Source organism: Celeribacter sp., assembly GCF_048259695.1.
In the GTDB taxonomy this organism is placed as follows: domain Bacteria; phylum Pseudomonadota; class Alphaproteobacteria; order Rhodobacterales; family Rhodobacteraceae; genus Celeribacter.
This window is the reverse complement of sequence record NZ_JBLXHL010000001.1, coordinates 298,302-313,000: the sequence shown is the minus strand read 5'-3', so window position 1 is coordinate 313,000 and position 14,699 is coordinate 298,302. Positions and strand designations below refer to the sequence as shown.

Genomic DNA, 14,699 nt, shown 5'->3' with positions numbered 1-14,699 from the left:
CGCCGCGCCCGCGATATTTCCCCAACCGGTGCGGCTCGTGCGCGCCCTGTAAAAAAGCCCCGCTCATTCTGGCGGGGCTTTTGGTGTTCGGGGCCGTATTCGGGACGGCGGTTAACCGGCGCGATTAGCCGATTTCGGCCAGACGGGCGAGGGCGGCTTTGAGTTTGCCCTCTTCCTCTTCGCGTGCGGCGAGGTTTTCGGTCGCTTCGGCCACCACCTCATCGGGCGCGGAGGCCACGAATTTGGGGTTGTTCAAACGGCCACGCAGGCCGCCGAGTTCCTTGGCCAGTTTCCCGAGCGCTTTTTCCAGACGGGCCTTTTCCTCGGCGATATCAATCACACCGGCGAGGGGCAGCGCAAATGTGCCGCCCGCCACGGAAATGGTGATCGACCCTTTGGGCATGGCGCCCTCGGTGAGCGTGTCGATGCGTGCCAGTTTCAGGATGAGCGCCTCGTTGTTGGCCCAAGCGGTCTTGCCCGCCTCGTCCAGATCCACCTGAACCATCGGGATTTTCAGCCCCGCAGGCACATGCACTTCGGCGCGGCTTGAGCGGATGCTCTCGATGAGATCAATCACCCAGTTCATTTCGCGGTCGGCCCCGGCGTCGATCAATTCCGCGCCGTACGTCGGCCAATCGGACACGGCCAACAGGTCGCGGTCGGATTTGATGTTGGACCACAGCTCTTCGGTGATGAACGGCATGATCGGGTGCAACATGGTCAGCGCTTGGTCGAGCACCCAGCCCATCGTCTGACGGGTCTCGGCAAGGGTCGCGGCGTCGCCGTCATAGAACAGCGGCTTGGCCAGTTCGACATACCAGTCACAGAACTTGCCCCAGACAAAGGCATAAAGCGCGTTTGCGGCATCGTTGAACCGGTAGTCGTCGAACGCCTGATCCACCACGGCGCGGACCTTGGCGGTTTCGCCGATGATCCATTTGTTCACCGTCGCCGTCGGGGTGGGCATAACGGCAGGATCGTAGTTTTCGAACACCTCGTTCATCTCGGCAAACCGCGCCGCGTTCCAGATTTTGGTGGTGAAGTTGCGATAGCCCTTGATGCGGTCCTCGGACAGTTTGAGCACGCCACCGATGGAGGCCATCGACGCATTGGTAAAGCGCAGCGCGTCTGCCCCGTATTCGTCAATGATCTCCAAGGGATCAATGACGTTGCCGGTGGTTTTGGACATTTTCTTGCCCTTTTCGTCGCGCACGAGTTGGTGCAGGTAGACGGTGTGGAACGGAACCTCGTCCACCACGGCCAGTTGCATCATCATCATGCGGGCGACCCAGAAGAACAGGATGTCCTGACCCGTGACCAATACGTCCGTCGAGAAGTATTTCGACGTGCTCTCATCCCATTCGGGCCAGCCGAGCGTGCCAATCGGCCAAAGGCCCGACGAGAACCATGTGTCGAGCACATCGGGGTCGCGCCAGACGGGGTAGACCAGTTTGGTCGGGTCCTGACTGACGTTATAGGCGGCGAGCGCCTCGGCGAAGGTTTCAATCGCCTCTTGGCGGCTGCCCACTTCGACGATGCGGCAATGGTTGAGCGGGGTGGGGATGTCGGCAATCTCGCCCATAAACGCGTCCCGGACCCCTTCGAAATCGGTGGCGCAGTGATGCACGGCGCCGACATGCAACATGCCGCCCGCCGTCAACAGGCGGAACAGTTCCACCTCGTCGAGCGCGCCATCGCCCTCGTCGTCCTTGAAATCGGGCGCGGACAGATCGAGACCATACCACACGGGGATCTGATGCCCCCACCAAAGCTGACGCGAGATGCACCACGGTTCGATGTTTTCAAGCCAGTGGAAATACACCTTCTCGCCGCTCTCGGGCATGATTTTGGTCCGCCCGTCGCGCACGGCGTCCAAAGCGGGGCCGACGATTTTCTCGGCGTCCACGTACCATTGATCGGTCAGCATCGGCTCGATCACGACTTTGGAGCGGTCGCCAAACGGCTGCATGATCGGCTTGTCCTCGACGTAGGGCACAACCTCGGACACCTCGGTCTCGGTGCCGTCCTCGTCTTTGACCTTACGCGTCACCGTGGTCATCACGGCCAGACCCTCGGCGTTGATCTGATCGACCACCGCCTTGCGCGCCTCAAAACGGTCCATGCCACGTAGCGCATCGGGAACGAGGTTGATGGTGTCGACCTCGTTCTCGGTGAACGGCTTGCCCCCCGCGATCTCGGCGGCCAACAGCGCACTGTCGGCGTGCGACAACCCGTCCTCGCGCAGCGCGCCACGGGTATCCATGAGACGGTACAGCGGCAGGTTTGCACGCTTGGCCACTTGGTAGTCGTTGAAATCATGCGCACCGGTGATTTTCACCGCCCCCGAGCCAAAGGCCATGTCGGGATATTCGTCGGTGATGATCGGGATCAGGCGACGGTGCTCTTTCGGCCCCACCGGAATTTCGCACAGCGTGCCGACAATCGGTGCATAGCGGGCGTCATCGGGATGCACGGCCACCGCACCGTCCCCCAACATGGTCTCGGGACGTGTCGTGGCGATGGCGATATAGTCGCGCTCCTCGGAGAACACCACATTGCCGTCCTCGTCTTTCTCGACATAGGTGTAGGTGGCGCCACCCGCGAGCGGGTATTTGAAATGCCACATGTGACCGGGGGTCTCGATGTTCTCCACTTCGAGATCGGAAATCGCCGTCTCGAAATGCGGATCCCAGTTCACAAGCCGCTTGCCGCGATAGATCAGACCCTTTTCGTGCATCTCCACGAACACCTTGATCACGGCGTCGTGGAAATTGCCCTCTTCGCCCGCCGGCGCACCGGGGGCTCCCGACATGGTAAAGGCGTTGCGGCTCCAGTCACATGACGAACCGAGGCGTTTGAGTTGGTTGATAATGGTTGCGCCGTACTGGCCTTTCCACTCCCAAACCTTCTCTAAAAATTCGGGGCGGGTGAAATCCGTGCGCTTTTGACCCGACTTGGCCAATTCTTTTTCGACCATCAACTGGGTCGCGATCCCTGCGTGGTCCTGACCGGGTTGCCACAGCGTGTCAAAGCCGCGCATCCGGTGCCAACGCACCAGAATATCCTGAATTGTGTTGTTAAATGCGTGACCTACGTGCAACGCGCCCGTCACGTTGGGCGGCGGGATCATGACGCTGAACGTCTCCTCGCGGGTCGCATGTGCGCCGGCTTTAAAGGCGCCTGCCTTTTCCCAAGCGTCATAAATCCGCTTTTCGGCCTCATTTGCGTCAAAAGTTTTGTCCATTGCCATTGTATATATCGCCTGCAAGTCGTTCCTCGGTCCCGCGTTGTTTACCGCGCAGACCGCATAAGGGAAAGGGAGAAACCCGCCGACTTGGACCTCCAGAACGGACAAACCGACCTGCTATCACGTGATTTGTGCGCAAAGACCCGATCGGGGGGCTGCGCCAAACCCCGCGTTGGCCCCCTGTGGAGAGACCCGAATGGACCCGCTCAAACATAAAATTCAGGCCTTGGCCGACACGCTTGTGGACCATCCGTGGCACAATGGCGTGACGATCACCGTGCATGACCAGATGACGGGCAAGGGATATAACGTCGGCGCGGGCCAACTGGATGCCAAAAAGCCGTATTTCGCCACGGGGGCGACCAAACTCTACGTCACCGCGATTTTGATGCAGTTGGTGGCGGAGGGCGCGATTGCGTTGGATGTGCCGTTTATGAGCTACCTCGATGATTGCCGGAACGGGTGCCGCCTGTGTGCGGAGCTGCATGTGTTGGACGGCGTGGATTATTCGCATCAGATTACCGTGCGCCACCTGATGTCGCACCAGTCGGGGCTCGGGGATTTCTTTATCTACAAGCACAGTGCGCGATCCGTTCAACATGCGATTGCCGAAGGGATCGATACGGGATGGACCTTTGCCGATGTTATCCAGCGCACGCGCTCACATGGTGCGATTTGCCCGCCCGGGACGGGGCGCAGAGCCAACTATACCGACACGAATTACCACCTCTTGGGCAAGGTGATCGAAGGCGTGGAAGGTAAAACCTTTGCCGAAGTCTTTGACACGCGGATTGCCAAGCGGTTGGGCCTGTCCTCGACCTATGTCTATTGTGACCCTGCGGACCGCCGCCCGCTCAATTTGATGTCCAAAGCCAATGAAATCACCATTCCTCTATCGATGGCCTCGTTTCAATCGGATGGCGGGGTTGTGACCACCGCCCGCGAGTCGATGATGTTTCTGCGGGCGTTTTTCGAGGGGTATCTGTTTGATGTCCCTACGCTTCTCGGGCACTGCAACTGGCGCCCGATGTTCTACCCGTCCGAATTCGGCCTCGGGCTGATGCGCCTGAAAGTGCCGCTGTGGATGATGGCGCCGCACCGGTGGCGCGAGCCGTGGACCATGTTCAAACGGGTGGAGCCGCTGTTCGGCCAGATCGGTCTGGGCGGGACGTTCCTGTTTCACGCGCCCAAGGCGGGGGTCTATGTGGCGGGGACGGTCAACCAGATGGCCGATCCGGCACGGGCGGTCAAATTCCTGTTGAAAACCATCGAGGCGACACAGGCCCACCGCACGGCCGGACAGTATCGCGCCGCCACGTCCTTGTCGCCCGGGTGAACCTGACAGTTTGACGGGCCGGAGTGTAACTTTGCCCGATCATGGGCCTTAGATCGTGCGATCGAATTTGGTCGACAGGTGGATCAGGCTTTCGATGTCATGGACACTGCTGATGGCGGTGATCTGTTCGAGCGTGGTGTCGATCTCTTCGGTGGATTCGCAGGCCAATTCGGCAATCAAATCAACACGCCCCGTGGCTGTGGCCACCATGACCACCTCGGGGATTGCCTTGAGTTTGACGACGACAGAGGCGGTCGTGCGGGCCTCGCATTCGATCAGCACCGTGGCGCGCACGCGGCGGGCCAGGATCACATCCCCCAATTTGATCGTGTAGCCGGCAATGGTGCCGTTTGTTTCCATTTTTTCCAGACGGGCCTGTACCGTTGAGCGCGCCACTTTGAACCGGCGGGCCAGTCGCGACACCGAGGTGGAGCTGTCCACCGCCAAAGCCGAAAGAATCTTTTGATCGAGATCGTCCATGATTTTGGTCCTCATGCGCCAATGATTTGGGCGCCGGTTTGGCCCGAGCCCCTTTGATCTATCATTTTAACCACAGATCGCTACAGATTGTCCACCAATCCGCACGTTTCAACTCTTTTGATCGTCAAATTTAGCAAGCATATAGCCAAGACTGTTTTCAGGATCACAGGATGGTCGCAGGGCACACAACGCGGTGCCACATGCGCCGCACCTGGCCTGGTTTGGATAACCGCGTAAGCGCAATCCCAACCGGTTCTCCCGGGTAAGAGAGTGGCTGCGCCTTGTTGGTGAAGGATACGCCGATGGGGCTCTCTAACAATATCTGGGCATCGCCCGCTGAATACCTGCGCAACCATGCTCCCGAGCATCCGGTTCTGTTTTTCTCGCCCGAAATCCTTCAGGCCAATGCGCACCGTTTTTTGAGTGGCTTCCCGGGTCTTGTGACCTACGCGGTCAAAGCCAACCCCGACGAGGCTGTGCTCCAGAACCTCGTGAACGCAGGGATCTGCGGGTTTGACGTGGCCTCGCCCGTCGAAATCGACACGATTGCCCGCATCGCGCCACACGCCGCCATGCACTACCACAACCCCGTGCGTTCGCGCGCCGAGATCAAACACGCTGTGAAAGCAGGCGTGAAATCCTACTCCGTCGACAGCCGCTCCGAGTTGGAAAAACTTGGCGAACTGGTGCCGTCCGAGGGCGTGGAAATCTCCGTGCGCTTCAAACTGCCCGTGGATGGGGCGGCCTATAACTTCGGCGCGAAATTCGGCGCGACCGTTGATCTGGCCCGTGATCTGGTGATGCGTGCGCAGGCGCTCGGTTTCACCGTCTCGCTCACCTTCCACCCGGGCACACAATGCACCGATCCGGCCGCATGGGCGTCCTACATCCACGCCGCAGCCGGCATTGGCCGCGACACAGGTGTGCGCATCAACCGTTTGAATGTTGGCGGCGGCTTCCCGTCCCACCGTCTCAACGATGTGGTGCCGCAACTCGACGCGACCTTTGCGCTGATCGACCGTGTCACCGATGAGGCCTTTGGTGCGGATCGCCCCGCGCTCGTGTGTGAGCCCGGCCGTGCGCTTGTGGCCGAAAGCTACTCGCTTGCCACCCGCGTGCGGGCCATCCGTGACGATGCGCATGTGTTCATCAACGACGGCATCTACGGCGCTCTGTCCGAGCTGCACCTCGTGGGTGTGATCGACCGCATCGACGCCTACGGCCCCGAGGCGCACCTGCGCATGGGCGAGCCCGTTATGCGCACCGTGTTCGGCCCGACCTGTGACAGCACCGACAAATTGCCGTCCGAAATCGGCTTCCCCTGCGATATGGAAGAGGAAGATCACGTGATTTTCTACGGTGTCGGCGCCTATTCGGTGGCCACCGCGACCCGCTTTAACGGCTTCGGCAATCTCACCGTCGAGATCGTCCAGAGCCAGACCTGCGCTCTGCGCGCACTTGCGGCGTAATCGCGCGGCCTAATCTGCACAGGCGCACCGCGCATCTGCGCCCTTTACATGTCTCGCCCCGCCGTTACTCTCCTGTAACGGCGGGGTTTTTCATGCCGCATTCTGAGGGAGGGTCACGACCATGGACAAGTTCGGGAAAAGCCAACCGGTGAAGCGCCGCGAAGATACGCGGTTTTTGACAGGGCAGGGGCGTTACGTTGATGACATCACGCCCGAGGGCGCGGCCTTTGCCTTTTTCCTCCGCTCGCCCGTGGCCCATGGCGCGATCACCGAACTGGATGTGGCGGATGCCCGTGACGCCGAGGGCGTGTTGGCGGTTCTGACCTTTGCCGATCTGGCGCCTTTGGGTTTGCACCCCTATCAAAAGGGCGAGGTGATCACCAACGCCGATGGCACCCCCGCCGCCGATCCCAAACGGCCGTTTCTGGCCGAGGGGCGCGTGCGCTACGTGGGCGAGCCGATTGCCTGTGTGATTGCGCAAACACGCGCACAGGCCAAAGATGCCGCCGAACTGATCGCGTTTGATTATGACGATTTGCCCGTGCATGTGGGCCTTGAAACCGGCGGGCCACAGATTCACGACGAGGCCCCCGAAAATATCGCCTACGACTATGAAAAGGGCGATGGGGCCGCCGTCGCCGCCGTCATGGCCACCGCCGCCCACCGCGTCACCGTGCCGGTGATGGACAACCGCGTGCTGATCGTGCCGATGGAGCCGCGCGGGGCCTTTGCCGAATGGGGCGCGGATGGCCGTGTCCACCTGTGCTTTGGCGGTCAGGGGGTCTGGGGGATGAAAGACGATCTGGCGGACAACCTTGGCATTGACCGCGACCGTGTGCGGATCACCAACCCCGATGTGGGCGGTGGATTTGGCCTCAAGGGCATGCCGTTCCCGGAATATTTCGTCATTGCCGCCGCGGCCAGAGGATTGAACCGCCCCGTGCGGTGGATGTCCGAACGCACCGAGGGCATGTTGTCGGACCACGCGGGGCGCGATCTGATTTCGACCTGCGAGTTGGGCTTTGATGCCGATCACAAGCTGATTGCCTATAGCGTCGATAGTATTTCCAATCTTGGCGCCTATAATTCGCACTATGGTCAGGCGATCCAGTCGGAGCTGTTCGAAAAGGTGTTGATGGGGACCTATGATTGCCAAGCGGCGTTTTTGCGGGTGCGTGGCCTCTACACCAACACCTCCCTCGTCGATGCCTATCGCGGCGCGGGGCGTCCCGAGGCAATCTTTGCCCTTGAGCGGGCGATGGACCAGGCCGCCCGCGAGATGGGGGTGGATCCCGTCGCGCTGCGCCGCAAGAATTTCATTCCCGCCGCGTCCTTCCCTTACCGTTCTGCCACGGGCGAATTGTATGATGTGGGTGATTTCAACAAGGTGTTGGACCGTGCGTTGTCCGAGGCCGATTGGGACGGGTTCGCCGCGCGTAAAGCCACCTCGGAGGCGGCGGGCAAGCTGCGCGGACGCGGGCTTTGTTATTACATCGAAAGCATTCTGGGCGACCCTGACGAGTGGGCGCATGTGGAGTTTCGCGACGATGGCGGCGTGAACCTTTACGTGGGAACACAGTCGAACGGGCAGGGCCACGAGACGGTCTATGCCCAGTTTCTGGCTGACCAGACCGGCATCCCCGTGGATCTGATCGACGTGGTTCAGGGCGACAGCGACCGCATTCCATCGGGTGGCGGCACGGGCGGATCGCGTTCTGTGACCACGCAAAACAACGCCACGCTCAAAACCGTGGGCACGCTTGTCACCGGCATGAGCGCCTTTCTCAAGGCGGCGTTCGGCGGCGAGGTCACGTTTGACGATGAACGGTTCCGCATCGAGGGCACCAACGAGACGCCCACCATGTTACAAGCGGCGGCTCTGGCGCGTGAGGCGGGGCGCGACGATCTTTTGTCCGTGCGCGAACAGGCCGAGATCGAAGGCCGCTCCTACCCCAACGGCTGTCACATCGCCGAGATCGAGATCGATCCGGAGACGGGCGAGACCAAGGTGGTGAAATACTCCGTGGCCGATGATTTCGGCAATCTCATCAACCCGATGCTGGCCGAGGGTCAGGTCCACGGCGGCGTGGCCCAAGGTATCGGACAGGCGCTGACCGAGATGTGCGTCTATGACGACGAGGGGCAATTGGTGACCGCATCCTTTATGGATTACGGTATGCCCCGTGCCGATGATATGCCCTTTGTCAAATTTGTCTCCGAACCGGTTCCCTCGACCCATAACGTCATGGGGATGAAAGGCTGTGGCGAGGCCGGAACCGTGGGCGCTCTGGCCGCCGTGGCCAACGCCGTGGCGGATGCGCTCTGGCCGCTTGGCGTGCGCCGCATCGACATGCCATTTACACCGCAAAAGGTCTGGCGGGCTGTGACCGCAACATCGAAGGACGCCGGTATTGCCGCTGAGTGACACCCTGTTCGGACGTATCGGGCGACTGTTTTCGATCCGCTCGCGGATCAAAACCTCGGGGGCCTCGCGCACCCGTGGCCCGATCACCCACCTCATCATCCTCGACGGGACCATGTCCTCGCTCGATGCGGGGTTCGAGACCAACGCGGGGCTGACCTATAAACTGGCTACCGAGGCCTCGGAGGGCGCGAATATGATCGTGCGCTATGAGGCAGGCATTCAGATGAATTCATGGCGCGATTTGCGCGATGTGGCCGAGGGGCGCGGCATCAACCAACAGATCAAACGGGTCTACGGCGCACTTGCCTCGCGCTATCACCCCGGGGACCGCATCTACCTGATGGGCTATTCGCGCGGGGCCTATGCCGTGCGCTCGCTTGCGGGCTTTATCGACAAGGTGGGTCTGGTCAAGGCCGAACACGCCACCGAACACAATATCACCGTCGCCTACCGCCACTACCAAACGGGACCGCAATTCGCCCCCGCACGGGCATTTCATAACGCCTATTGCCACGCGACCACACCGATTGCGTTTCTGGGCGTGTGGGACACGGTGGCGGCGGTGGGGTTGCAATTTCCGGTGCTGTGGCGGTTCAGCTCGGTTTTTCACGAGTTCCACGACCTCTATCCGCCACGCTGCGCTACATCGGTCTACCATGCGCTTGCCGCCCATGAGCGTCGCGGGGCCTATGACCCTGTGATGTTTCACACCAATCCCGACTTGCCCGACCAACGCCTGCAACAGATGTGGTTTCGCGGCAGCCACGGTGATGTCGGTGGCCAACTCAGCGGCTATGCCCCCGCCCGCAAACTGTCCAACACCACGCTCGTGTGGATGCTGGACAAGGCCGAAGCGGCGGGGTTGGCGCTGCCGGACGGTTGGCGCCGGCGTTACCTTGCCGACCCGCACGCGCCCTCGGTGGGCTCGCATCGCGGGTGGGGCAAGTTTTTCCTCATGCGCCGCCCGCGCACCATCGGCGCCGACCCCTCCGAGGTCCGCCACCCGTCGCTGAACGTGTGAGGTCACAAAAAAGGCGCCGCACAATGGCGACGCCTTTCGCGTGTCAGGTTTGCGCGCTTATTTGAAATGCACGCTCACGTCCGGATAACCGTAGATATCAAGGGTCGCATCGCGGCGGCTTTTTTGATTTGAGGCCGCTATCCCTGTTACAATCACACCGATGAGGCCCGCACCTGCGCCCGCGTTATAGGCAGACTGTTCAATCTGCGCGACGGTCTCGTTGTACGACTTCATGATTTCAAGCTTGTCTTTGCCTTCATGGGTACAGGTGATCGAGCCCGCGGGCGTGCGTGGCCCCATATCCGGCGTCGAGACCACGGCAGGGGTGACAAAGCTTGCGTTAAACCCGGGTGCTGCGAATTTACACGGCACGCCGGAGATTTCCTTTTTCGTCCCGTCGACGGTGACGAATGTCCGGGCGGTGAAATTGCTTACGCCTTTTTCATTGAGGCGCTTGGTGGCGTGATACTGGACGGGGGGCTGTGTAATCTCGGCGTTATTACATGCGGCGAGGGCGGTGGTTGCCACAAGGGCGGCGACTAAAATCTTTTTCACGTCAAACCTTTCGAACGTTAAATGTAAGTGAACGCACCATAAACAGGATGCGCCCACGCGCCAATGGTTTCATGAGAAAATTGACACCAGACCTGTTACGCCCCCGCGACGCCGAGATTGGCACAAATGGCTTTGGACAGGTGCGGGCGGTTGAGGGTGTAGAAATGCAGATCCTCGACGCCCTCGGTGATCAGGCTCTGGCACAACGCGGTACACAGGTCGATCGACAGTTGGCGCGGATCACCGGTGGTCTCGAAGGCTTCGGCGTAATGCGCGGGCAGGGGCGTGCCGCAGGAGGCCGCGAATTTCTGCACGCCTTTCCAACTTGTGATCGGCAGGATGCCGGGGATGATTTTGCCCGTGATGCCCGCCTTGGCACAGCGGTCACGAAAGCGGAAAAAGGTGTCGGGATCGAAAAAGAACTGGGTGATGGCCGAATCCGCGCCCGCCTCGAATTTTTGTTTTAGCCACGTGATGTCGGAATTTTCATCCGTCGCATCAGGGTGCGGGTCGGGGTAGGCCCCGACGCGGATCTTGAATTTTCCGGTCTCTTTGAGGGCCGCGATCAATTCCACCGAGTTGGCAAAGCCCCCTTCGGCGGGGGTGAATTTGCCCGCATCCTTGGGCGGATCGCCACGCAGCGCCACGATTTCGGTGACGCCCACCGCATTGTAACTGTCGGCAATCGCCAGAGTTTCCTCGCGTGTGGCATTCACACAGGTCAGGTGCGCGGCCACGTTCCACCCGTATTTGCGGTTGAGCAACGCCACCGCGTCATGGGTCAACTCGCGTGTCGTGCCCCCCGCGCCATAGGTCACCGACACAAACCCGGGGTTCATGCCCTCGAGCGCTTGCACGGTCTCGAACAGGCTGAAACAGGCCTCGATGTTCTTGGGCGGAAAGAACTCGAACGAGATGTTCGGCACGGTCGTTGTGGTGGCGGTTTTGGCGGCGGGCAGGGGGGCGGTCATGGAGGCAGTCCTTGTCTGAGATTGCGCCTCTTGTGTCACAGGCGGTCATGTGAGACAAATTCATAATTTTCAAGTTTAACATGAATGGCGCTCATCTCGATGCATCTCGAATTCCGTCACCTGCGTACGATCAAGGCAATCCATGAGGCGGGCGGGTTGGCGCGTGCCGCCGACCGGCTTCACATCACGCAATCGGCGCTGTCCCATCAGGTCAAGGGCCTTGAGGATCAAGCGGGCGTGGAGCTGTTCGTGCGCCGGTCCAAACCGCTCAAACTGTCGGCGGCGGGGATGAAACTGCTCGCTCTGGCCGAGGACGTCCTGCCGCGGATCGAAGCCTTGGAGGCGGAGTTTTCCAATATCGAGGATGGCACCGCGGGGCGGTTGCACATCGCCATTGAATGCCACGCCTGTTTCGACTGGCTCATGCCGGTTCTGGACCAGTTCCGCAAAGTCTGGCCCGAGATCGACGTGGATATCCGGATGCGCCTCGCGTTCGGGGCCTTGCCCGCCTTGATGAAAGAAGAGGTGGATCTGGTCATTTCGTCCGACCCTGATCCGATTGACGGGGCCACCTTTGTCCCGCTGTTCGACTATGCGCCGATGTGTGTGATGTCCGCGAAAAACCCGCTTGCGGCCAAACCGTTTGTCGAGGCCGGGGATTTTCGTGACCAGACCTTGTTCACCTATCCGATGGACCGCGCGCGTCTGGATGTGTTCAAGGAGCTGTTGACCCCCGCAGGGGTCGAACCCGCCCATGTGCGTCAGGTCGAATTGACGGATGTGATCTTGATGCTTGTGGCCTCCAACCGTGGCATCGCCGTGATGCCCGATTGGGTGATGCGCGACATCCGCGACCACCCCGATTATGCCGTGCGCCCGCTGACCGCAGCGGGGTGTACGCGCCGCCTTTATGCCGCTGTGCGCGACGACGATGCGACAAAGCCCTATATGGCCAATGTGATCCGCATCGCCAAAACCGAGGCCGTCAAATTGCAGCGCGGTGGCGGGGCCGGGGGCGGATATCGGCGTTGACCGCGCCGTGTCACAGGTGAAATAAACCAAACAGGGGCGCTAGCCCTTGGCAGACAGGACTTTGGGGCGTATACGCGCCCCTCGAAACACAATCCGGAGCCCATGACATGCAAGGCAGTGCAAACCTCAACGTGATGATCAAGGCCGCGCGTATCGCGGGCCGCTCGCTGATCAAAGACTTCCGTGAGGTCGAGAACCTTCAGGTGTCGACCAAGGGCGCAGGCGACTTCGTCACCAAGGCCGATGAAAGCGCCGAAGAGATCATCCGCGAGATGCTGATGGAGGCGCGTCCGACCTATGGCTATGTCGGCGAGGAAACCGACGAGATCGAAGGTCAGGACCCGACCCGCCGCTGGATCGTCGATCCGCTCGACGGCACCACCAACTTCTTGCACGGCCTGCCGCATTGGGCGGTGTCCATCGCGCTCGAGCACCGTGGGGAGATTGTCTCCGCCGTTGTGTTCGACGCGGCCAAGGGCGAATTGTTCTGGGCCGAAAAGGGCGCAGGCGCATGGATGAACGACCAACGCATTCGCGTGTCCGGCCGTCAAAAGCTGATCGAATCGATCTTTGCAACGGGTTTGCCGTTTGCCGGTCGTTCCGATCTGCCCGCGACCCTTAAAGACCTCGCACGGGTTCTGCCCGCCACCGCCGGTGTGCGCCGCTATGGTGCGGCCTCGCTCGATCTGGCCTATGTGGCGGCGGGCCGCTACGACGGGTTCTGGGAACGCCGCCTCAAAATCTGGGACATGGCTGCGGGTATTTTGCTCGTCAAGGAGGCCGGAGGTCTGGTTCAGGCCATCGACCCCGCCGGTGATGTTCTCGTGGATTGCGATGTTTTGTGTTCCAATGAACCGCTGTTCGACAAATTCGCGAAAATGGTGCGCAACCTCTAAACGGTCGCCCCGCCAGACATGTGAAAACGGCCTCCAATCGGGGGCCGTTTTTGTGTGCATCGTCAAAACTCCCAAGGTCCGCCCAAATTCAGACATGTTTGTCACCGAGATTGGATCAAATATTTGGAGGGACACCCCCGTGATAAAACGCATTAAAACATCACTTCGCCAGTATCGTTCCGCTGAGGACGGCGCCGTTACGGTCGACTGGGTTGTCTTGACCGCTTCGGTTATCGGTTTGGGCGTTATCGTCCTCCAAATCATCTGGAACGGGGCCGACATCTTTGCGACCAACGTCAACGAAGAAATCGAAAATATCGACGTTGTGAACCACGAAGAAGGCTAAACCCGCGCGGTGATCCGACCCGTTCGGGGATGACCGTATTCCTCACCCCGACAGGACCCCGACAGTGCCGGTTTGCCGCAAGCCTGCGCCATTCGCGTAGATTAATCCCGACCGCGACGCATCGGTTTCGATCGCCGTGCGCGCTTGACCGTGGGGACGCGGCTTGCTTGAAAGGCGTAACGCGCCTCGGTGTGGGGCGGATGGCCATGGGTGCGCGACCAATAGGCGGTCCCGCCCAGACGCCGCCAAACCGGCACGGTCAAAACCACCCCCGCGACAAACCCGCCGACATGGGCCAGATAGGCCACGCCGCCATCCCCGCTTGCGCCAAATCCGCCGAACACCTGCAAGGCAAACCACAGGCCAAGCATGATCCACGCGGGAAAGGGGATGACCTTGAAAAATATGATGAAAATGAACAGCACATCGACCTTTGCCTTTGGAAACAAAAGCAAATAGCCGCCCATCACACCCGCAATGGCCCCCGATGCCCCGACCATCGGCACCCAATCGGCGGGCGCGACACTATATTGGGCAAAGGCGGCGGCGATCCCGCACGACAGGTAAAACCCGAGGTAGGTCAGATGCCCCATCTCATCCTCAAGGTTGTCGCCGAAAATCCACAAAAACAGCATGTTCCCCGCGATATGCATCAGACTGCCGTGCATGAACATCGAGGTGACAAAGGTGTAAAACCCGTCGCCTGACGAAATCCGCGCGGGGACCATCGCCCACTCCATGTAGATGCGCCCGATCGCGGCCTCGTTGCCATAGCTCGGCCACATTGCCAGAAACACGGTGATATTGATCGCCATCAGCATGTAGGTGACACGCGCGGGACGACGGGAGGGGTTGTGATCGCGAATGGGAAACATGGGGCGAGTAGGGGGATTTATGGCGCGGGCGTCAAGTCAAGACTGA

General features: G+C 60.5%; 12 protein-coding genes. 7 read left to right on the top strand and 5 right to left on the bottom strand.

The genetic code is table 11. The features are described from left to right. Positions 1-124: 124 nt before the first annotated feature. Complete coding sequence (locus ACN0Q0_RS01525; RefSeq protein WP_417241584.1) at positions 125-3,250, bottom strand: valine--tRNA ligase; 3,126 nt, start codon at positions 3,248-3,250, stop codon at positions 125-127. Between the two features lie 193 nt (positions 3,251-3,443). Between ACN0Q0_RS01525 and ACN0Q0_RS01520 the strand changes: the two genes are divergently transcribed. Next, positions 3,444-4,583, top strand: a complete 1,140-nt coding sequence (locus ACN0Q0_RS01520; RefSeq protein WP_417241583.1) for a serine hydrolase domain-containing protein — start codon at positions 3,444-3,446, stop codon at positions 4,581-4,583. A 48-nt stretch (positions 4,584-4,631) separates the two neighbouring features. On the opposite strand, the gene ACN0Q0_RS01515 is transcribed toward ACN0Q0_RS01520, so the two are convergent. Beyond that, complete coding sequence (locus ACN0Q0_RS01515; RefSeq protein WP_417241582.1) at positions 4,632-5,063, bottom strand: Lrp/AsnC family transcriptional regulator; 432 nt, start codon at positions 5,061-5,063, stop codon at positions 4,632-4,634. A 302-nt stretch (positions 5,064-5,365) separates the two neighbouring features. Here ACN0Q0_RS01515 and ACN0Q0_RS01510 point away from each other — a divergent pair, with 302 nt between their 5' ends. The 3 genes from ACN0Q0_RS01510 to ACN0Q0_RS01500 all read left to right on the top strand — a co-directional run bounded on the left by ACN0Q0_RS01510 (position 5,366) and on the right by ACN0Q0_RS01500 (position 9,978). Next, on the top strand, positions 5,366-6,532 hold the full coding sequence (locus ACN0Q0_RS01510; protein WP_417241581.1) for a type III PLP-dependent enzyme: 1,167 nt from the start codon (positions 5,366-5,368) through the stop codon (positions 6,530-6,532). A 121-nt stretch (positions 6,533-6,653) separates the two neighbouring features. Then, on the top strand, positions 6,654-8,957 hold the full coding sequence (locus ACN0Q0_RS01505) for a xanthine dehydrogenase family protein molybdopterin-binding subunit (protein ID WP_417241580.1): 2,304 nt from the start codon (positions 6,654-6,656) through the stop codon (positions 8,955-8,957). Then, complete coding sequence (locus ACN0Q0_RS01500; protein ID WP_417241579.1) at positions 8,944-9,978, top strand: DUF2235 domain-containing protein; 1,035 nt, start codon at positions 8,944-8,946, stop codon at positions 9,976-9,978. The genes ACN0Q0_RS01505 and ACN0Q0_RS01500 overlap by 14 nt, the downstream gene beginning before the upstream one ends. Before the next feature lie 57 nt (positions 9,979-10,035). On the opposite strand, the gene ACN0Q0_RS01495 is transcribed toward ACN0Q0_RS01500, so the two are convergent. Beyond that, entirely contained in the window at positions 10,036-10,533 is a 498-nt protein-coding gene (locus ACN0Q0_RS01495; RefSeq protein WP_417241578.1) for a hypothetical protein, read from the bottom strand. A gap of 95 nt (positions 10,534-10,628) precedes the next feature. Next, entirely contained in the window at positions 10,629-11,504 is an 876-nt protein-coding gene (gene metF / locus ACN0Q0_RS01490; RefSeq protein ID WP_417241577.1) for a methylenetetrahydrofolate reductase [NAD(P)H], read from the bottom strand. Positions 11,505-11,603: 99 nt separating this feature from the next. On the opposite strand from metF, the gene ACN0Q0_RS01485 reads away from it, so the two are divergent. The 3 genes from ACN0Q0_RS01485 (at position 11,604) to ACN0Q0_RS01475 (ending at position 13,778) form a co-directional block, all read left to right on the top strand. Then, positions 11,604-12,536 carry a LysR family transcriptional regulator gene (locus tag ACN0Q0_RS01485; protein ID WP_417241966.1) on the top strand — a complete coding sequence of 311 codons (933 nt, stop codon included), beginning with the start codon at positions 11,604-11,606 and terminating at the stop codon, positions 12,534-12,536. 107 nt (positions 12,537-12,643) lie between these two features. Continuing rightward, entirely contained in the window at positions 12,644-13,432 is a 789-nt protein-coding gene (locus ACN0Q0_RS01480) for an inositol monophosphatase family protein (protein ID WP_417241576.1), read from the top strand. 139 nt (positions 13,433-13,571) lie between these two features. After that, positions 13,572-13,778: a hypothetical protein gene (locus ACN0Q0_RS01475; RefSeq protein WP_417241575.1), complete on the top strand. Its 207-nt coding sequence runs from the start codon at positions 13,572-13,574 to the stop codon at positions 13,776-13,778. A gap of 101 nt (positions 13,779-13,879) precedes the next feature. Here the strand turns inward: ACN0Q0_RS01475 and ACN0Q0_RS01470 are convergent, their stop codons facing one another. Then, positions 13,880-14,653: a rhomboid family intramembrane serine protease gene (locus ACN0Q0_RS01470; protein WP_417241574.1), complete on the bottom strand. Its 774-nt coding sequence runs from the start codon at positions 14,651-14,653 to the stop codon at positions 13,880-13,882. Positions 14,654-14,699: the final 46 nt, after the last annotated feature.

Coding starts and splice junctions, on each gene's coding strand:
- ACN0Q0_RS01525 (WP_417241584.1), bottom strand. CDS start 3,250: ATGGCAATGGACAAAACTTTTGACGCAAATGAGGCCGAAAAGCGGATT.
- ACN0Q0_RS01520 (WP_417241583.1), top strand. CDS start 3,444: ATGGACCCGCTCAAACATAAAATTCAGGCCTTGGCCGACACGCTTGTG.
- ACN0Q0_RS01515 (WP_417241582.1), bottom strand. CDS start 5,063: ATGGACGATCTCGATCAAAAGATTCTTTCGGCTTTGGCGGTGGACAGC.
- ACN0Q0_RS01510 (WP_417241581.1), top strand. CDS start 5,366: ATGGGGCTCTCTAACAATATCTGGGCATCGCCCGCTGAATACCTGCGC.
- ACN0Q0_RS01505 (WP_417241580.1), top strand. CDS start 6,654: ATGGACAAGTTCGGGAAAAGCCAACCGGTGAAGCGCCGCGAAGATACG.
- metF (WP_417241577.1), bottom strand. CDS start 11,504: ATGACCGCCCCCCTGCCCGCCGCCAAAACCGCCACCACAACGACCGTG.
- ACN0Q0_RS01485 (WP_417241966.1), top strand. CDS start 11,604: ATGCATCTCGAATTCCGTCACCTGCGTACGATCAAGGCAATCCATGAG.
- ACN0Q0_RS01480 (WP_417241576.1), top strand. CDS start 12,644: ATGCAAGGCAGTGCAAACCTCAACGTGATGATCAAGGCCGCGCGTATC.
- ACN0Q0_RS01470 (WP_417241574.1), bottom strand. CDS start 14,653: ATGTTTCCCATTCGCGATCACAACCCCTCCCGTCGTCCCGCGCGTGTC.